At 42.8% G+C, this 18353-nt stretch carries 19 protein-coding genes; 7 read left to right on the top strand and 12 right to left on the bottom strand.

Translation table 11 applies throughout. From position 1 onward, the window contains the following. Positions 1-195 precede the first annotated feature (195 nt). A complete protein-coding gene (locus AC23ME_RS05330; protein ID WP_487726707.1) occupies positions 196-897 on the bottom strand; it encodes a PRC-barrel domain containing protein in 702 nt (233 codons plus the stop codon). 177 nt (positions 898-1074) lie between these two features. Here AC23ME_RS05330 and AC23ME_RS05325 point away from each other — a divergent pair, with 177 nt between their 5' ends. Then, positions 1075-1920, top strand: a complete 846-nt coding sequence (locus AC23ME_RS05325; protein WP_487726706.1) for an ion transporter — start codon at positions 1075-1077, stop codon at positions 1918-1920. Between the two features lie 47 nt (positions 1921-1967). Further along, positions 1968-3320, top strand: a complete 1353-nt coding sequence (gene nhaA / locus AC23ME_RS05320; protein ID WP_487726705.1) for a Na+/H+ antiporter NhaA — start codon at positions 1968-1970, stop codon at positions 3318-3320. 207 nt (positions 3321-3527) lie between these two features. On the opposite strand, the gene AC23ME_RS05315 is transcribed toward nhaA, so the two are convergent. Genes AC23ME_RS05315 through AC23ME_RS05305 form a run of 3 tightly spaced genes read right to left on the bottom strand, consistent with a single transcriptional unit; the run spans position 3528 to position 5340 of the window. Next, the gene (locus AC23ME_RS05315; protein ID WP_487726704.1) at positions 3528-4055 is read right to left on the bottom strand and encodes a DUF892 family protein; all 528 of its coding nucleotides are present in this window, start codon (positions 4053-4055) and stop codon (positions 3528-3530) included. Between the two features lie 9 nt (positions 4056-4064). Beyond that, the gene (locus tag AC23ME_RS05310; protein WP_487726703.1) at positions 4065-4427 is read right to left on the bottom strand and encodes a response regulator; all 363 of its coding nucleotides are present in this window, start codon (positions 4425-4427) and stop codon (positions 4065-4067) included. A gap of 43 nt (positions 4428-4470) precedes the next feature. After that, complete coding sequence (locus AC23ME_RS05305) at positions 4471-5340, bottom strand: helix-turn-helix domain-containing protein (protein WP_487726702.1); 870 nt, start codon at positions 5338-5340, stop codon at positions 4471-4473. Between the two features lie 214 nt (positions 5341-5554). Between AC23ME_RS05305 and AC23ME_RS05300 the strand changes: the two genes are divergently transcribed. Next, on the top strand, positions 5555-6100 hold the full coding sequence (locus AC23ME_RS05300; protein WP_487726701.1) for a BLUF domain-containing protein: 546 nt from the start codon (positions 5555-5557) through the stop codon (positions 6098-6100). A gap of 71 nt (positions 6101-6171) precedes the next feature. After that, entirely contained in the window at positions 6172-7206 is a 1035-nt protein-coding gene (locus tag AC23ME_RS05295) for a PAS domain-containing protein (protein WP_487726700.1), read from the top strand. 457 nt (positions 7207-7663) lie between these two features. Here the strand turns inward: AC23ME_RS05295 and mobC are convergent, their stop codons facing one another. From mobC to AC23ME_RS05265, 6 genes are all read right to left on the bottom strand, one after another. Continuing rightward, positions 7664-9733, bottom strand: coding sequence for a conjugal transfer protein MobC (gene mobC / locus AC23ME_RS05290; RefSeq protein ID WP_487726699.1), 2070 nt, complete (start codon positions 9731-9733; stop codon positions 7664-7666). A gap of 4 nt (positions 9734-9737) precedes the next feature. Beyond that, a complete protein-coding gene (locus tag AC23ME_RS05285; protein WP_487726698.1) occupies positions 9738-10961 on the bottom strand; it encodes a relaxase/mobilization nuclease domain-containing protein in 1224 nt (407 codons plus the stop codon). A 23-nt stretch (positions 10962-10984) separates the two neighbouring features. Then, positions 10985-11395: a plasmid mobilization protein gene (locus tag AC23ME_RS05280; protein ID WP_487726697.1), complete on the bottom strand. Its 411-nt coding sequence runs from the start codon at positions 11393-11395 to the stop codon at positions 10985-10987. 174 nt (positions 11396-11569) lie between these two features. After that, positions 11570-11836: a helix-turn-helix domain-containing protein gene (locus tag AC23ME_RS05275; RefSeq protein WP_487726696.1), complete on the bottom strand. Its 267-nt coding sequence runs from the start codon at positions 11834-11836 to the stop codon at positions 11570-11572. A gap of 81 nt (positions 11837-11917) precedes the next feature. Then, on the bottom strand, positions 11918-12781 hold the full coding sequence (locus tag AC23ME_RS05270; RefSeq protein WP_487726695.1) for a DUF3800 domain-containing protein: 864 nt from the start codon (positions 12779-12781) through the stop codon (positions 11918-11920). Positions 12782-12850: 69 nt separating this feature from the next. After that, a complete protein-coding gene (locus AC23ME_RS05265; protein ID WP_487726694.1) occupies positions 12851-14104 on the bottom strand; it encodes a site-specific integrase in 1254 nt (417 codons plus the stop codon). 569 nt (positions 14105-14673) lie between these two features. Between AC23ME_RS05265 and AC23ME_RS05260 the strand changes: the two genes are divergently transcribed. The 3 genes from AC23ME_RS05260 to AC23ME_RS05250 all read left to right on the top strand — a co-directional run bounded on the left by AC23ME_RS05260 (position 14674) and on the right by AC23ME_RS05250 (position 16403). Continuing rightward, the gene (locus AC23ME_RS05260; protein ID WP_487726693.1) at positions 14674-15174 is read left to right on the top strand and encodes a DUF1835 domain-containing protein; all 501 of its coding nucleotides are present in this window, start codon (positions 14674-14676) and stop codon (positions 15172-15174) included. A gap of 334 nt (positions 15175-15508) precedes the next feature. After that, entirely contained in the window at positions 15509-16003 is a 495-nt protein-coding gene (locus tag AC23ME_RS05255) for a DinB family protein (protein ID WP_487726692.1), read from the top strand. Between the two features lie 169 nt (positions 16004-16172). Continuing rightward, positions 16173-16403 carry a hypothetical protein gene (locus tag AC23ME_RS05250; RefSeq protein WP_487726691.1) on the top strand — a complete coding sequence of 77 codons (231 nt, stop codon included), beginning with the start codon at positions 16173-16175 and terminating at the stop codon, positions 16401-16403. Positions 16404-16586: 183 nt separating this feature from the next. Here AC23ME_RS05250 and AC23ME_RS05245 read toward each other — a convergent pair whose 3' ends face one another. After that, a complete protein-coding gene (locus tag AC23ME_RS05245) occupies positions 16587-17753 on the bottom strand; it encodes a serine hydrolase domain-containing protein (protein WP_487726690.1) in 1167 nt (388 codons plus the stop codon). 5 nt (positions 17754-17758) lie between these two features. After that, the gene (locus tag AC23ME_RS05240; RefSeq protein ID WP_487726689.1) at positions 17759-18250 is read right to left on the bottom strand and encodes a hypothetical protein; all 492 of its coding nucleotides are present in this window, start codon (positions 18248-18250) and stop codon (positions 17759-17761) included. Positions 18251-18353: the final 103 nt, after the last annotated feature.

Raw genomic sequence — 18353 nt, 5'->3', positions numbered from 1 at the left:
AAAAAATATGAACAAATTAATTTCATCTTTGAATGATGTGATGTGTATGGCAGCATATATTATCTGCTGATAATAATTCCCAAATGATGTAATCTGCGATCTTTCATCAGATTTGCAGCAACCATGGCCATTCTAATGCTTCTACTTTTCGCAAAACTATTTTCTTTGAAATTGAAAGATAGTTCCTCTTATTGACTAACACCATTGCACCGCCCCATTGGCAAAAAAAACCACTGGATTAATTTTTGGGCTGGCCTGAAATTGAGCTTGGCTAATCGATATGTTCAGTAATGATTGGCGGGAGTCAAAAGAGATAACTCTATCATTGGCAATAATTACACGCTCCCGATCAGATGTCGAGGTGTCGTCGAAGAGCAGATAGGGTAATGACCATTTTTCCAGATCCATCATGAGGTCTTTTAAGAGTCCAAGACGTCCGTCACTATTATGTATATCATAATTTACGATAGGTTTGAAACTGAGTGTATGTCTGCGCCGTTTAACCGAAAACTCGGCAACGTTGGCCAATCCGGAGCCAGCTTTCATCATTCCAAGCGTAGGATAACCATTGCCCGCCCTTCCAAAGGCAGGCCAGGCACGATGGCTGTAGAGCAGCGAAGTATTTCGTTTTGTGATGGGTCTAGGATCTTCATCCTCCGAAATACGCTTTAATTCCGCTTTAGTTAATGCAGACATTAAAACCTTTTGTTCCGCGAGATACAGGGCAGTATCTAGTGGCGAAATAAGTACCGATTGACCAAATGGCCAGCTGCCAGTATCCACAACCAAATACTGCACCCGCCATTCCTTATCCTCGAAATAAATATCTTTCACTTTTCCCAGCTCCCCATCGGCAGCCACAACCAAAGTACCTATTAATTCATTAACATATGGCATTTGTTGCGCTAAATTAATTGTGCTATCGTGTAGGAAATGATGAAAGTAGGGTAACCAAAGTCGCTTTGTAACGGTTATAGCCTACCCATTTATAATGATGATGGAGACAACGTAGCCATACGACTCATCGTCATTTAAAAACATCCTTTAACTTAGGCTGTTTAAAGAACAGAGCATATGGATAAACATAGACACAGTTCCCTAAAACAACGATTGTATATTATCATCTTTCGTGCCGACACCCCAGCAGGCAAAAACTTCGACATGCTTTTATTGGGACTGATTGTAGCGAGTATACTTTTGGTTTTTCTGGAGAGCGTAGCCGAAATAAGGCTGACCTATGGTCGGTTCATTCACCTACTAGAGTGGCTATTCACCGGACTTTTTACGATAGAATATATTTTGAGGATTTACAGCAGCAGAAAACCTTGGCGATACATCCTTTCGTTTTATGGACTAATAGACCTTATTGCAATTTTACCCAGCTTTCTCAGCTTGTTCTTCCCAGGAGGCCAGTACCTGATTGTGGTGCGGGCCATCAGACTGCTTCGGGTTTTCAGGATCATGAAACTTACCCGCTTTATGAACGAAGGCAACGTGCTGGGCAATGCACTTAAGGCAAGTTCGCACAAAATCATCGTATTCCTTACCTGCGTACTTACACTCGTAACAATTATCGGTACGCTAATGTACATCATTGAGGGCGAGGATACGGGTTTTACCAACATCCCTGTATCTATCTACTGGGCTATTGTAACCGTAACAACGGTGGGCTATGGGGATATCTCACCGCAATCTCCCTTAGGTCAACTGCTGGCCAGCGTGCTAATGGTCATCGGTTACGGGATCATTGCCGTTCCTACGGGAATAGTTTCGGTAGAAATGGCCAGGGCTACCGAAGAGGCTAAGCGGCGCTGCCCCAATTGTTTGGGGGCTCTGCACTCGCCAACAGACAGGTATTGTTCCCATTGCGGAATAGCTGTGCCACCATCAGACGAGCAGCGGCCACAAACTTCAATTTAATAATTTTGCTATTTTTGCCATTTCCCATCCATAAAATCTGTTATCACATGATACAAGGTCTAAAGCCCGCACCTATAGAAAAAATCTCCAAACCGATACAACGCTTTATCCAGCAGCAAAAGGCGGGAGGAATTGTTTTAGGTTTAAGTGTGGTGATCGCCCTGATACTGGCTAATTCGCCATTGTCGCACGCCTATCACCATTTTCTCGAACACCAATTTGGATTTCAATGGGATGGCGAGCCCTATTTTAATTTCAACCTTCACCATTGGATCAATGATGGTTTTATGGCTATTTTCTTTTTCGTGGTAGGCCTCGAACTAAAACGCGAAATTGTGGGTGGCGAACTCTCAAATCCACGTAAAGCGATGTTGCCCATTGCTGCTGCCTTGGGCGGGATGGCCGTACCAGCCGTAATTTATCTGATCTTCAATCCTTCAGGTCAGGCGCACGCAGGCTGGGGAATTCCAATGGCAACAGATATTGCCTTTGCATTGGGCGTACTCTACCTCTTGGGCGACCGAATTCCCCTGGCACTAAAAGTATTTCTTACTGCCCTTGCCATTGTAGACGATCTCGGTGCTGTGTTGGTTATCGCATTTTTCTACACTTCCGAAATTTCGAGCATGCACCTAATTACTGGCGGAGTTGTACTCGTCATGATGTACATTGGTAACCGAATGGGTGTGAGGAGCATACTGTTCTATGCCATATTGGGCATTGGGGGCGTATGGACTACCTTTCTTTTGTCTGGCGTTCATGCTACCATCGCAGCTGTGCTGGCCGCATTTACCATACCAGCAGATGTGAAAATTGACGAAAAAAACTATATCGAACGGATCACAAACTTCCTTAACCGCTTTCGTAGCCTTGACCCTACGGACAATACGCCTACCCTAACGAACGAACAACTGCACGAACTGGAAAAGATCCAGGAAACCACTATTGCCGCAACACCCCCGCTGCAAAGATTGGAGCACGCCATGCACCCTATGGTAACGTTCCTAATTATTCCCATTTTTGCCCTTGCCAACGCTGGGGTGTCGCTGGATATAGACATAGACCATTTATTCAGTACCAACGTCGCTGTCGGAGTGGCACTTGGACTATTGCTTGGAAAAGTGATTGGAGTAGTTGGTTTCACCTTTCTTGCGGTAAAAGTACGCATTGCGCCCTTGCCCGAAGGCATGGACTTCCGTAACCTGTTAGGACTGGGATTGTTGGCATCGATAGGCTTTACCATGTCCCTTTTTGTCACCTCTTTGGCCTTCAGTAGCGAGGAATTGATTACCCAGGCAAAGATTGGCATTTTCGCGGCATCGCTGATAGGCGGTATCGGGGGCTATCTTACCTTGAATAAGCTGACTAAAAGGGAGATTGACCCCTCGTCGTCAACCTAATGCCCAAATCATATCTCCGCCTTTTATAAGATCGCTGACAACTGTAGCATTGAATTCTAAAGATTCTGTAGAAAAGTAGTGCGACGCCAAATGGAATTAAGCTCCTAATAGACCTTAAATTCGGCATTAAAACTGCAGTCAGCTACATACGAATTGACATCAAATTAGCTGCGATACGAAAAAGAAAAGTTTAAGCTGCGCATACAATCAGCCTACCATATATTTAGATGAGATCATTAACAGCAATGCCCTATCCGCCTTCGCGTCCAAATAATTTTCCTTCAAGAGCATACTGACCTGTTTGTTTCCCAACTTGACCGCTGCCATCTGGAGTACTTGAAATGAGGACATCTCCACGCTTTCAATATTCTGAAGGTAAAACATAATGGACAGGTCCTGTAATTCAGGCTCGCCCACCAGCGATCCGATCGCCTCAAATGCATCATCGATCAAACCAGATAGACCGTGGATACTTCCATGGTTCACCTCTGCTTCCAACAGCGTATAGATCATCTGCATGCGGGCAATCTGTTTTTCGACATCAGAAACCGTTTCTTCTATCGCATGCTTGAGTGCCGAAAACTGCACCTCTACGGCCAAGGTGGGAACCTTTGTTACCAAATGTAGCTTTGCAGCGTAGATGCGATCCAGATGCCTGAGAAAAAATAGCCTCAGCTTATCTGAATCCATATTGATACGGTTCCATGAATTGGGTATACTTGATCTTCCTTCCATAACAGGGAGCTAAGATACAAATTCCCTGATCTTGCCCAATAAAACTTGAATATCAAATGGCTTACGGATATAGCCATCGGCGCCACTGTTGGATGTCAATTCAGCCAGGCCATCTTCAGAGGAGAATAGCAGAATAGGGATGTTCGCCATCGTGCTGTCAGACTTTATTTGGGCACAGATTTCCGTACCCAAGTAGGGGTAGCCCTTTATCCTAACGTCCATCAGAATTAATCTAGGATTCAACATAACGATGTCCGAGGCCTGGGCGCCAGTCTGCCGTAAAACAGGCTGGTATCCCCCTTCTATCAGGATCAATTCAACAACGTCCAAGATATCAGGGTCATCGTCGATCACCAATATTTTTTTATCCATATTTACTATCTATTTGAAAAAATCACAGCACTACACCAATGATCTAGAGCAATTCCGCTATATCGATACCATAAGTTCTATTGAAAACTTTTTTGAAATGAGTTTTGGAAGTGTATCCGGCTATACTTGCAATTTCGGCAAGAGAATGATACTTTCCAGATGCAATTGCTTCCCAGGCTAGGTGAAAACGTATGGTCTGTACAAGCTTGCTCGGGGTAACGCCCATGATCCGCTTCACCTGTCTAAAAAGCTGCCGCTCACTGATCGCCATATCCGAACTGAGCATTGCAAGGTTGATCTCTAAGCGGCCAACATGTTGTCTGACCACCGCCTCTAGCCTGTTCAGCCAAACCTGGTCCCTTTGGGATATTGGGGAAACATTCCCCATCCACTTCAAATTCGAACTATCGACGACCATTGCCGGTCTGATGAACTTAATATCGGCCTCAAATCTTTGCATCTGATCAGTATTCAGTTTTTCCAAAATCGTTCCGATATGCAGGTCTCTTGCTTCCTTTAATAAGGTAATATCTTTTGCGATCGAAAAAACCACCCTATCCCTTTCTAGGGGAACCGAAGTCCATAAAAGCCAAACGACTTTTCCGCCCTTTGCCAGGTACCGGCTCTCGAAACACAACAAAATCTCTCCATTGCGCAAACATTCCAGTTTTTTGGAAGTAAGCTCCCTATCCTCCGGATGTACAAAGCTATAAATGGGAGCCGAGAGCAGTTCCTGCTCACTATAACCCAATATGTTCAATGCCGCAGGATTGACTTTCTTGAAGTAGCCATCATAACCCGAGACACATATAAAGTCAGGGATCTGTTTAAAATAGTATTCAAAATCGAATTGGACATTATGGGGTTTACTCTTCATTTTCTTGGTTTGATATTCCTTTTTAAAATCAGCCAAAAAATATGTTTTGGTGTCAAGGCAACAGCAAATTAGCTGTTTTGTTTCAGCTGTGGGCTACGTTATCTCATTTTGTCAGTCGCATCTCTAAATTGGCAGAACCATCATCATTTTTTTCTTGAATTTTGTTTTTGGAAGGCAAAAATGTGTAGCACTTGGAAATAATTTGCAATGTTCCCATGTCTTTTCGAAACCTACGACAACTAACTTTGAGATGCATAAAAAATCATTTTATCTGATTTGTATAAGTATCGCCCCAGCGAGGATGAACGACAGCAGTCTGCTCCAGCTCCTTGAACATTCCCATGGCTACAACCTGGCACGCAATATAACGGGAATGCTCCTCTATATGGAATCTCGTTTCATAGTTAAGTTACAGGGAAGGTTCATGCATGTGATCGAGGGAGAAGAGACTGAAGTTATGAAAGTTTATGAAAGAATAAGCTGCGACCCCCGGCATCAGATCCCCGTTATATTAGCCAGTGGCTTCCAGGAAAAAAAACACTTCAATTCTTGGTGCATGAGCTTTCGACCACGCGACCTAGTGCAACCTGAACACGAAGCATACCAAGAGCTACATGATAAATTATTTGAACAGTCCCTACTAAAACAGAAAATCCAGCCCTACAACTATCTCAGGAGCTTTTATGACTACAACCTAGAGCTTCAAAACACGGACCGATATCCCCTCCTTCAAGACTATAGCGATATTGAATTGCCCTTGGCAGACTCCCCCCCTAAATTGATGATGATAAGTTGATAAATCATGTGTACTAGAGTAGTTATATAAGGTAAATTAACTATCTTAAGCACAGAAACCTGTTTCCAACCATGAAAATTCCGAAAACCATTGACCATATTAGTAGCGCTGAACTCCGAAAAGATCCCAATCGTTCCGAAGGACGGCATAGCGCCTACCGTAGACGGGTAGAAACTATTCTGGAAAGTTTTACCGATGGATTCTTCGAGGTCGACGGCAATTGGACGGTTACCTATTGGAACCGTACGGCCGAAGAGCTATTGCTCATGCCAAGGCAGCAGATTATTGGACAAAACTTGTGGAAATGTTATCCAGAAGCTACATCGCTAAAGTTCTTTACTGAATACCACCGTTGCTTAACCGAACAGACGGCCACCAAGTTCGAAGAATATTTTGAACCGCGTCAGATGTGGTTTGAAGTTGCCGTATTCCCCAACGGACAAGGACTTTCTGTTTATTTCAAGGACATCTCCTATCGAAAGCTGAGTGCCCAACAGCTGGAAAACGAGCGCCAGAAGTACCGTGATCTTTTTAACCATAACCCATTGCCACAATGGGTATATGACATTGACGATCTATCATTTCTCGATGTCAACGAAGCGGCAGTGACCCATTATGGATACTCTCGTGAAGAATTTCTCACCAGCGGCCTAAGGGACATCAGACCTCCCGAGGACATCCCCGCCCTGGAAGAAGCACTGCTGAATATCCATCAAGCCAACTTCGCTCAGCAAAGTATGGTCAGACACCGTAAGAAGAACGGGGACATCATCTATACAGAAGTGAAAGGAACCACGATAGTATTCAACGGCAGGCCAGCCAGATTGGTTGTCGTTGTCGATAAGACTGACGAGCTTGCAGCAAACATAGCCAAAGAACAGAGTATTTCCAAGTTAAGGGAGCTCTCCTGGATTCAGGCCCATGAGGTCAGAAAGCCCCTATCTAATCTTTTAGGTCTTACCGAGCTATTAGAATTGGAAGATCGTAGCGATCAGCATACGGTACTGCTCACCAAGCTTATTGCACAGGTTAAAGAACTTGACTCGGTGATTAAAAAGACTATGAAAAGGCTGAATGATACCCCGACGGCTGCACCTGAGCGATGACATTAAAGCAGACTTTGTAGTACCACTATGGGATAAATTGCGATGGTGTTATAGGTATATATCATTCTGCTCATAAATAAGGACTGAGTGAACAACGAGACACATTAAAGATAGCGAAGAAAATAACGAATATTCCTAAAAAGAGCAAATGCGGTGGCATACCGAGAGGAACCAATCATGAAACATCATTATATCCGCATCTCCTCAGCTTCGGTCCGTATAGAACTGATCCCTGAATACGGTTCCGAAAAATTGCTTTTAAAACAGCTGGAGAACATACAGCTGAACGACCTGTAACTAGCACATCTGTTCTAAAAGGCCTTGGCCTCCAACCTGGCTCTATGCTTATCGGGATGAAACTTCATGAACTTTCCATACGTGGCCCTGTACAGCTTCCATCACTCGAAAATTCACACCCCTCCCAGCAGGGAAGTAAAAATCAGCACGTAAGGAATAATTAAAGTGACGTAGGTCTATCCTGAGTTTTTGCCTTGTTAGATTTTCTTACCCTAGCCTTCGAAGGCTCTTTCTTTGTATCCAGGGTCTGCTGGACGCTTCCATCCCCATCATCCGTTTTATCCCTTGCCGAAATCAGCTGTAGCTCTTGATTGACCAACGCCGCCACCTGTCTTTTGATCATTTGGTAATTCTCTGCAATTTCTTCCTTTGAAACCTCCTGTACCACCGGGATGTCCCCATAGACCCGCTCCTCCCTTACAAGAGCGCCATGGTCATTCTGTATTTCGCTATGGAACATTTTTAAAGTAATCTTCTGCTCTGGATTATCTGCAACTATGCCCACAAACTCGCCACTGGATAGGCTCGCAATTTTTGCGGCTGGAATGGCAAAGTCCAACTGGGTGGACTGGGAAATCGAAATGTCGCTGCTGTTAATTGACTTGCTCTGCCTTTCCTGCATGATCTTGCCAAATCCCTCTGATAGTTTCCTGGCCGTATCTCCTGTAACCTGTCCCGAGATAATATTGCCTACGATACCCGTAATTACATCTGCCTGTTCAGCACCATAATCCTTTTTCAGCTGACTAAAATCTTGTACCGCTAAGGTCGTTGCCACCTTGTTACTTCGGGCTGTAGCGATCAGGCTATCAATATTGTTGAAGAATATTGTTGGAAACTCATCGAATACCAAACTACTTTTCAGCTTCCCTTTCTGATTGACCAATTTGATCATCCTAGAGATATAAAGGGATAGCACCGCCCCATAAACCTGTAGCTTCTGTGGATTATTTCCGACACAGATGATCTTCGGTTCTTCCGGATTGTTCACATCCAGGGTAAAATCATTCCCGCTCAGCACGTAATACAAAGATGGAGAGGCAAGCCTTGCCAATCCGATCTTAGCAGAGGCGATCTGTCCTTCCAATTGCGCCATGGCCTTATTCTGATAAGCCGATACAAAGGGATTGATCAACACCCTGATCTCTTCCTGCTGGTATAATACGGCAAATAACTGGTCATAGTCGGTCTGCATCAATTCGATCACATGCGGCAGCGTACAATACTTACCCTCTTCATATCTACGGAGGTACCAGATAATCGCTGTCAAAAAATTGATCGGGCTCTCCACAAAGAAATCCCCCTGTTTTTTGATCCAGTCCCTATTCAGTCCGAGCATAATCGTCCTGCTGGCCTCAGTTGCATCGGTAATGTCATCCATACTCAACGGATCAAGGGGATTGCAGCGGTGCGTCCTGCTTAGATCATCGAAGTTGATCACAAAGAATTGGGGCTGCACCTTATAGTTGCCCCGATATTTCAGGAGCATATTGTAGGCCAGCTTAGAAAGGTCATCGAACTTAAAATCATAGAGAAACATAGAAAACCCTTTTTTGATATGCTGCTCTATCAAATGCCTGATCACAAAGTAGGATTTACCAGACCCCGGGGTCCCTGCCACCAAAAGTCCCCTGAAGGGATTGATGATATTGATCCAACTTTCCCTAACCTTATCCCTCAACCGATATTTTGCCGGAAGGTTGATCGAATATTCATTTTCGAGCAATCGCTCTTCCTGCGGAAAGGTTTCTGCCAGGTTATTGAAGATATCACTATCCAGATGGTTTTTGATCAACCTTGATAATTTTACTCCTCCAGTCAAGACCAATAGATAACCTAGCGAGGTTAGGAGCATGTAAAGCAGTGCCAACAAAACAACTCCAAGCTGAAGGTAAAGTACCAAAGGGCTGGAAAAATAGATGAATAATCCTGTTCCAATCAGCCAACAGATCGGCGCCAGTTTCAACTTTTCATCCTTTCTTCCCTTGGCTCCGACCAGTGAAACAATCAGACAGACCAGTGCTGCAGCCTTGGCTGCGAGGAAACCTGTAAATAGCCCAGTCGTGGCAATATTAGCTACAATCTGATCGGTAACACCAGTAGTCAGACCCCATGCTAGGAATGCCCGATAACAGCCAACATAGAAATGGATGGCCAAAATAAATGTGCTGATCAATCTAGTGAAATCAATGATCTTGCGCAGCGATTGGATATCTTCCCCTGTATTCATATGTTTAACGATTTAAACCCTGTGAATTTGATTTTCCCTTTTTGCGTTTCTTTTTAGTCTTAAAGCTGCCTGGTACTTCTTCATTGTAGTTTTTTGACAGTACCATATCAAGCAGTCCGATGTCTGATGAATTAGATTTGGACAGGCTGCCATGTTCGGGAGCATTTGCTTGGACCGATTTGATGGCAGCCCCCAAATAAGTTTTTGGTTCGTCCCTACTTGCAAATGTTTCCGTTAGTGCTTTAGCGGAATATACCTTGCCGAGATCACTTCCATTGAAAACGCATTTGGTACGATGGTCTACGAAAGTCACACCATAACACCTGCCTTCTGTATTCATCCGATAGACCATTCCGATCTTCTGAGCAGCAAGCTCCTTATCAAAAGTATGTTTGGTCAACAGGTTATATTTATTCATTACCTGATCAATCCGCTGCGTAACACTTTCCTTATACGTCTGCCTGATTCCCCTGCTTCTTCCGAACTTCCTCTCTACCACATCCAATAACGGCCTTCCACTCAATCGGGAAGCCTTGAAAGGGACACCAATCCTTTTACCATCCACATCGATCAGCGAATAGACCAAGCCACGGTTCTCAAACATTTTAGTCTCCTCCTTTCCCTTATCTGCAACTACCCCAAATTGTCCAAGAACAGCATTGAATTCTGCGAGCGAGGTATACTTATAATCCCTGATCACTGCCCATACGACATTGGTAATCGTACGTTTGGTCGCGGCCTTTCCATAAACAGCTTTGACCAGATCGATTGGCGCCGTTTGTAGGATTTCACTTCTCTGTCTACCTTCCGCCTTGACCAAACCATAGGTAACTTCCAATTCCTTTCTTGCGTCCTCGGAAAGTGTTCTACCAATGCCATGCATATCTATCCGCTGACCATAAGCAGTGATGTTAGTGGTAACCACGTGTAGGTGTGGATGAGACGTATCATGGTGCTGATAGACCAGATAGGGCTGGTCGCCGAAACCAATTTTGTCCATGTACTCAACTGCTATGTTTTGAAGTTTGCTGGCATCCAAAGCATCGCTGCTATCAAAATTGAGCATGATATGGAGCGCATTGGCCTTCACATTAGGCTTGAGGAAAGTCAACAGTTCAAAGCGTTTGAGCTTTGAGGCGACATTCAGTTTTTCTATATCAATACCAAATTTGTTAGCGATAACAATCTTCGCCTTTTGCTCCTTGACCTTATTTTCATTGTAGAGCATAATGCTACGCAAACTTTTCCCAGTTATGATCTTTGTAACCATTTTTCCGTAAGCTCTCCAACCAAGACCAACAGTCTATCCACTTTAACATCTACCTTTTTATACAGATCGGCCACCTGCATCACATAGTATTGCCTAGCCGTATCTTTAGTCTTTTCCTGATTGAAACTACGGGTGATCTGATTGATGTTTACACCGATAGATTTTAGTTCCTTACGGATAGAGACCAGTTCTTCCATCGGCGCATTCATCGTCGTATCCGTGTAGACACAGTTGATTCTTTCCCGATTGATCAATTTACGGATCAGTTCTCCCATAGATTGGCAGGTACTTGATACTAGCAATTTCTCCAATCTCTCGAAGCTTTTCTTATCCACTCTTGTTCTTAAGGGATAGTCCAGACGCTCACTTTTCTCATCTTTTTGAAAGCCCATAAGGTACATTATTGACGTTCAGGCAGGCACGAGTTCCGAGTGCCTGCTCCGACCGCGAGGGCGGCAAGATGTTTTTGTCCGTGGACAAAAATACATCTTGCCAAACACAAGGGTGTTTAAACCTAGGCGCCGGAACCGTGCTGCTGAACTATGGTTAAATGAAAAATTTGTGCGTTAATTACCCTCTAGTAGTTTGAGGATATCGTCATGTTTATAATAGAAAGTTCCACCGATCTTGGAGAAGCGGATGGTGCCATTTCGTCTCAGTGAGACGAGTGTATTCTGGGAGATGTCAAGCAGCTTTCGTACATCGAAAGTCTTGATCCATTCTTTCTGCTCGTCCTTCTTGTTGAGTTTATAGCTCGGACGCCTGAGCTCCGCAAAGAGTTCCTCTTTGAACTTTTGCAGATCTTCTTTCGTTATTAAATCAAATGCTGTCATAATCCGTTCTTTCTGACAGCAAATGTTGGAAGATAGATTTGATCAATTTGGGTACGTACTGACCACGTACCCAATTTTTTTTTACAGGTTTTTCCAATTGAGTTGCCCAAGCATCTCTCCCAATTCAATATTCCCACGGTCCTCATATATCTGATAGGCCTCATCTAACATCTTCTCATAAGTTACCTTAGTGTCTGACCTTGGGTCAGAATACATACGTTTCATATTCAAAGTCTGAAAATCCGCCCAGGCAAATATTTTTAACCACTCAATATCGAAGTCTGTTCTTGCACCCTTATTCTGTAGCCAATAACCCTTATTAAGACAGAAAGCGGCATAGTCTGCCAGTTGCAACATCGGTTCTTTTTCAGAGGCGACATATTGAATTGTTCTATCGATGAACTTACTGTTAAATTCATCCATTATTTGCAAACTGCCATCCTTCTGTCTGCCAGCATCAATGGTTACTCCTACAGGTTCGCTGTTGTTCCAATTCGCCTTCAGAAAATAATGACAACGAAGCAAAAGATAACATAAAGAAAAGTCTTCGTGTCGACTCATATCGAAACTGTCGATCATATGTTTTCCTTTTGGCAGTTGGATCTTACTACGGTCGTAGTCATCTCTTGCCATGGTCATACTAAGTATTGGGTACTTCATCTCACGAAAAAGCTCAGCAAAATCCTCAAAAATTTTCATACGTCTTTTAATCGAAATGCCCTTATAGGCCTTTACGCCACTAAAAATATCAGTGAAATGAAATTCATTCACACCAAATTCCTTAGCATTTTGTGCTAAGAGCCCACCCATAATTGTTTGGGCCCTGCTACGTTGATCTGCTGTGAGTACAATGGCATACCAGCTCTTACGATCTGTAGTATCATACTTGTTTTCGGTCTTTCTTCCCGGATTTCCAGAATCATCAATAAAAATTCCCGCTCTCATATCAATTTGTTTCCATAATAAAACTAAGATATTTAAGTGTGGCGGAGAAATATTTTAAACCGCCTACAATTAGACTACCTTTTTTAAAGTTGGGCTAATTTTTTCCCTGAGACTCGACATATCATTCAATACTTTCTTTTTCTTGATCTTCGAGTAGATTTGGGTGGTCCTTATACTGGCGTGCCCGAGCATATGTGATACACTTTCGATAGGCACTCCATTTTCCAAAGTAACCGTTGTAGCAAAGGTATGTCTAGCCAAATGAAAGGTAACCTGTTTATTGATTTCTGCTTCCTCGGCTACAAGTTTTAGATAGCGGTTGAGTATCTGGTTGGTATAGAAAGGGAATACAGTACCATTTGCAATGGCAGCGGGATGTTTACGGTATTTTTTGATGATTTCCAATGCTTCTGGCAATAGCAACACATTAAACTTCCGTTCCGTAAAACGTTTGGTTTTTTGTCTGTACATCTCTATCCAATACTCGCCGTTCACGTCACGGGTAATATGGTCCTTGCTGAACCGCGTGATATCACATGGTGAAAGTCCCGTCAAACAGGCAAACAGAAACATATCCCTGACCGCTTGTAAACCATTCTTTCTTAATTCCAGATTACGCAACCTATCCAGTTCATAGGTGTCTAAACAATTCCTGTCCTTGGTAACCATCTTTCTTTTGAAATGCTGGAAGGGATTATCGGTCATCCACTTGTTTTCGAGCGCTATCCCGACCAACTTTCTCAGACGCTCCATGTGCTTCATGACTGAATTATTTGTACATGGCCGCTGCCCCTTGTCAGGGGTCCTATTTAGGAGGAACAGCCCAAAATTTGTCACGAAGAGATTGTCCATATTTTTGAGCATGATATCCTTCTTTTTCCACTTAAGGTTAAGAAACTCTGTTAAGTACCTTTTGGTGGTCCGATAGTTTTTCATCGTCCCTTCTTCTAGAAGTTGTTTAAGTTCATTATTATGATAATCAACTAGGAACATTAGTGTAATGGGAGCGATCTCAACGCCCTCAACTCTAGCCTTTACCGCAACCGCAGTCAACTCTGCCCTGTCCCTTCTAAGTTCTTCATATGCCGTACTGATATCTAGCCCCAACAGTCTAATCTTGTCCCGAGTGGAGTTATCTTCCGCTGTGCGCCCCGACATACTTTGTGATTTTTGATCCCACTTTTCTGGTGCGACCCAGCGCTTGGTCGCTAAATCTACATGTCTTCCATTTACGGTAATTCTTGCGTACAAGGGCGCAAGACCATCTTTTTCCTTGTCCTTTTTTAAAAAGAACGAGACAGAAAATGTGTTCTGTGTTTTCATACTTTTTCTTCTGTGCCCATTTTACGCCCTATTTCAGGGCGTTTTTTTTCGCAATATCAAATGATACCAAATGGGGTCAATTAATAATTAAACAATCGATAAACAGATTTTTACATCAAAACAAAGGCAATGATACAAGAAAAATACAGGGTGTAGAATAGGGCATAAATTATATGGTATTTTATGCCCTGAACTGATCTGATTAAAAATGAAAAACCCCCTAAACACGAATATTTAGGGGGTTTTTGCTAGATTTTGACATCTAATAAGTCGGGATGGCAGCATGCAGCTACCCTTAGTTAATATACTGTAGTCTAAGCAATTAGACAATTCACCAGTTTATAGGTCACCGAATCAGGCTCATATATTTTGATCATAAAAATATAGTGCTAGAATCAGACTGAATATCAAAGTACTTTATTTACATAAAAATAAGTAAAATAAATTGAAATCCAAACCTAATAGGTTTAAATTAAATGAAGTCTGTCGACAAAAAGAATACGTCCGTCTACCTTTTACATAGCCAGATAAAACATTAGTAACTTGGCATTACAATAAAACTATTAGTAATGACCTATCATATCCTTAATGGAGACGCTCTTGCAGACCGACTCGCCCACACCGCCATTAGTCAAAACTTTATTATATGTAGGGAGGCATTGATCGAGGGGAATCTCAAAGGAGAAACCCTGAAAGACTTCTTTACAAACCGGGCAGCGTTCTTTGCTGAACGTTATCATACGACACAAGAAAAATATATTGAGCTGGTAGCGGAAGAGCTCGATCAGTTAAGGAAAATTCCCGAGGACGGTGAAATCTGCTTATGGTTCGGAAACGACTTGTTCTGTCAAGCTAACATGTGGTTTGTTATCGATCTGTTAGCAGAAAACCAAACCCTGAAATTATTTCGGGTCTTCCCCAATGGAACGGATACTTTTGGTAGCTGCAAGGGCTTCGCAGAATCTACAGAACAGATGTTGGAAAAAGCCTACCTTACCAGAAAGCTTTTTAAAGAACGGGATATTAAACTAGGCAGGGAGCTTGGCAGGCCTATCGAAACCAAGATTTGAAAAGGTTAAATCTATTAGCTCTTACACCATCTGGATGCTTAGAACACCTACAAGAGTTATGTCATGCACATACAGCTAGATTTCCTAAAAAAAATACTTTGAGCAGACCAGAAAAGCTTGTGAAAGAGATTATTTCGTCGGGACTTACAGAATTCAGTGATGTATTCAAAGAGTTTTCAAGATTAGGAAGTATCTATGGCTTTGGTGACACGCAAGTAAAGTCGATCTATGACAAGGTAAAAAAGCTTAGCTAACTGGCGACTTCGATCTACATAGCATATAATGAAGCTCTTAAGTATTTTCTTCCAGAATTCGGAACCAATCAATTATTATAATGAATATACAGACTGATCCTTACTATCGAAAATTACTCTTAGACCAATATCAGTTCGTCAAAGGTTCACGAGCAGTACTTCTGGCGCATTGTCGTAAATTGACAAACAGCCAATTTATAAAAGAGCATTCCTCATTCGCAAAGGGCGGAAGTGCCAGGAATATGTTGATTCATATCGCTACCACCTATCAATTTTGGATAATGTCTACAGCGATGGCGATAGAGGTTGATTTTGCAAATGCTAGCGACTATGCTGATATAGGAAAGATTACCGGCCTTTTCAGCAAGATTGACCAGAGTGTGGATCGGTTTATTTCCGAGATACATGATCTCGAGGAAAAGGTTGCCTATTCGATAAAGGGTTCCAAAGGACAAGCGAGTAAGCTACAATTATTTACCCATGTCATCACCCATGAGTATCACGACAACGGACAGATCATGACCCTTTGCCGTCAGCTGGGACTGGAAGGGGTTGATACAGACATTATGAGATAACCACTACCTGTCGTCAGCTACACCTCACTGAAGTGATGAGCTATTAAACTTATATCGATAGAATATGACGTCCCGTCGACCCATAGAATGCTTATGTCGATACGACCCCTCTAAGTAAAAGGTTGTTGTCCTTAACAGAATATTTGTTCCTGGATTTAACATCTTCATCATGAACAAAACCATCTTTCTTCCATTGCTCTGTCTTTCGATAGTTAACAGCTTAGCAAAAGCGCAATCAATTGATCTTCGCAATCGTGATATAGTAGCCGCTGAAATAGATTTCGTCGGGGCAGCAGAGAATTACGGTCTTAAATATGCATTTGAAAAAAACCTTGATTCTTTGGGGCTAATCGTCAACTGCCTTCTACAACGAATCCGCCTTTTCCAGCATTGCCTTTAGGCGATAGTATTTCGGAAAGCCCTGCTGAGCATATCCGACTTTTAATATCCCAACCATTATCAATATAAAACACAATTTTTTCATTCGATTTATAGTTACAACTTTACTAAATTACATAACCCTGGGCTTTAAGTCATGAAAGCACCAGATCGATACACGGAATGTTACTGCTATCATGGCCGGCTAAGAAGCTGCGACCAGCTCACAGATCTTATTTTTCATCTCATGGTACAGATGCAGGGTCTTGCCGCCAACTAGCGATCCGTCACAATTTGCAGCGATAAACAGAACCACCCTCTGCTCTTTAAAATATAGCAATAGGGAACTTCCTCCGAACACAGCGCCCTGATGCCCGAACTGCTGTTTTTTACTATAATTGAACTGGTCGAGTCCCAAACCGTACTCCGAGTCTTTAGTCGGAGTCGACATCAACTTCAAACTTTCTGCGCTAACTATCTCATTTTTCGTCAGAGCGTGCATAAATCTTACAAAATCTAAACTTGTAGCCACCAGTCCGCCGTCGCCATATTCGCTATATATTTCGACCTTAGTCGGAACAGTTACGTTCTGAAGGCGCCCATCTCCAAAACGGTCCATATAGAAATTCGGCATAGCAAACGCATCCAAGAAATCTTTTCCATTTCTATAAAAAGTGTATTTTAATTCTTGGGGATAGAAAATATTATCAGCCATCCATTTGCATTCCTCCTGCTGGCCTACATGTTCGATGATCAGTGAAAGCAGCACATAATTTGTATTTGAGTAATTGTAGCCAACATCTGGCTGTAGGTATTTTTTTCGATTTACAAATTTTAGGATTTTTTCGAGATCCCAACGTTGAGAGAGATCATTGAACCAGTGCAAACGGAAGCTCTCATCTTCTATATAATCCGGAATCCCCGACCGATGGCTTAGCAACATCCGCACAGTAATATCTGATGCTCCTTTTATTTTAGCAGCAATTTTTTGGGGCAAATAATTATCGATAGTTTTATCCAATTGGATTTTTTGCTGCTCATGCAGCATCATTATCGCCGTAGCGGTATAAATTTTGGTCACACTTCCACCCGCATGTACGAAACCATTGGTCAAAGGCTGGTTGTCCTCGATGCGAGCAAATCCCGATGCACCCTCCCATACCCCTTCGTCATCCGAAAGTGCTACCGATACTCCCGGCAATCCTTTTTTTGAATATTCTTGTATGATCGAACTGATCTTTAGGCCTAGTCTATGGTCCACTTTGAAGTTCTGTGGGAATTTGACATCTTTGATGGGCTGTTCGAAGATCTCTTTTGAGCAGCTCAGCAATATGGTTACTATGCCGAGTAATGTGAAGAATTGATTTTTCATGCTTGTTATTTTTTGGAAAGGTTGAACCTAGAGCCGACTGTTAACAACGAACTTGGAAGTAGCGGAAACGCATTGTTATACTTTATAACCGGCATGAGTTCATAGCCGACGAAAGGGGTCAGCTGGTTGTATTTGCCAAAGTTGAACTGGTAACCCAAGTCGACAGCTAGTGGAAGGATCCATCTACCTTCTGTTTGTTTGCTACTTTTTTGCCATCTCTCGCCGACCATCTCATACAACGGGTTTGAGTTATTAAGATAGATCATCCTGCCAACGCCCAAGCCAACTCCAGGTTTGAATCTGCCTACCGACGGTCGGTAGTGGAATAGAGTGGAAATATAGATAGCATTGCCATGTTCTGCATGGTTGAACCAGCCAACGTTTAGACTCTGTGCAGTAACTTGGTCAGATTTATAGCCATAATTTATGCCAAGTGTAACCCCTGGATTTTTGAAATTGTCGATCAAGCGTTTAAATGGAAGGTTATATCCCTGCATGGATAATTTGACAGTGTAACTCAATTTCGATGGCGATTGGGAGAACACCTCGCATACACATACGAGCCCAAGCCCTATGACAAGTCCGATAAGTTTGATTCGC

This window comes from Pedobacter sp. T50_32 (assembly GCF_057652195.1).
Note: the sequence above shows the minus strand (reverse complement) of the source record. Positions and strands in the feature narration are given on the sequence as shown.

Coding starts and splice junctions, on each gene's coding strand:
- AC23ME_RS05330 (WP_487726707.1), bottom strand. CDS start 897: ATGCCATATGTTAATGAATTAATAGGTACTTTGGTTGTGGCTGCCGAT.
- AC23ME_RS05325 (WP_487726706.1), top strand. CDS start 1,075: ATGGATAAACATAGACACAGTTCCCTAAAACAACGATTGTATATTATC.
- nhaA (WP_487726705.1), top strand. CDS start 1,968: ATGATACAAGGTCTAAAGCCCGCACCTATAGAAAAAATCTCCAAACCG.
- AC23ME_RS05315 (WP_487726704.1), bottom strand. CDS start 4,055: ATGGAAGGAAGATCAAGTATACCCAATTCATGGAACCGTATCAATATG.
- AC23ME_RS05310 (WP_487726703.1), bottom strand. CDS start 4,427: ATGGATAAAAAAATATTGGTGATCGACGATGACCCTGATATCTTGGAC.
- AC23ME_RS05300 (WP_487726701.1), top strand. CDS start 5,555: ATGCATAAAAAATCATTTTATCTGATTTGTATAAGTATCGCCCCAGCG.
- AC23ME_RS05295 (WP_487726700.1), top strand. CDS start 6,172: ATGAAAATTCCGAAAACCATTGACCATATTAGTAGCGCTGAACTCCGA.
- mobC (WP_487726699.1), bottom strand. CDS start 9,733: ATGAATACAGGGGAAGATATCCAATCGCTGCGCAAGATCATTGATTTC.
- AC23ME_RS05285 (WP_487726698.1), bottom strand. CDS start 10,961: ATGCTCTACAATGAAAATAAGGTCAAGGAGCAAAAGGCGAAGATTGTT.
- AC23ME_RS05280 (WP_487726697.1), bottom strand. CDS start 11,395: ATGGGCTTTCAAAAAGATGAGAAAAGTGAGCGTCTGGACTATCCCTTA.
- AC23ME_RS05275 (WP_487726696.1), bottom strand. CDS start 11,836: ATGACAGCATTTGATTTAATAACGAAAGAAGATCTGCAAAAGTTCAAA.
- AC23ME_RS05270 (WP_487726695.1), bottom strand. CDS start 12,781: ATGAGAGCGGGAATTTTTATTGATGATTCTGGAAATCCGGGAAGAAAG.
- AC23ME_RS05265 (WP_487726694.1), bottom strand. CDS start 14,104: ATGAAAACACAGAACACATTTTCTGTCTCGTTCTTTTTAAAAAAGGAC.
- AC23ME_RS05260 (WP_487726693.1), top strand. CDS start 14,674: ATGACCTATCATATCCTTAATGGAGACGCTCTTGCAGACCGACTCGCC.
- AC23ME_RS05255 (WP_487726692.1), top strand. CDS start 15,509: ATGAATATACAGACTGATCCTTACTATCGAAAATTACTCTTAGACCAA.
- AC23ME_RS05250 (WP_487726691.1), top strand. CDS start 16,173: ATGAACAAAACCATCTTTCTTCCATTGCTCTGTCTTTCGATAGTTAAC.
- AC23ME_RS05245 (WP_487726690.1), bottom strand. CDS start 17,753: ATGAAAAATCAATTCTTCACATTACTCGGCATAGTAACCATATTGCTG.
- AC23ME_RS05240 (WP_487726689.1), bottom strand. CDS start 18,250: ATGCAGGGATATAACCTTCCATTTAAACGCTTGATCGACAATTTCAAA.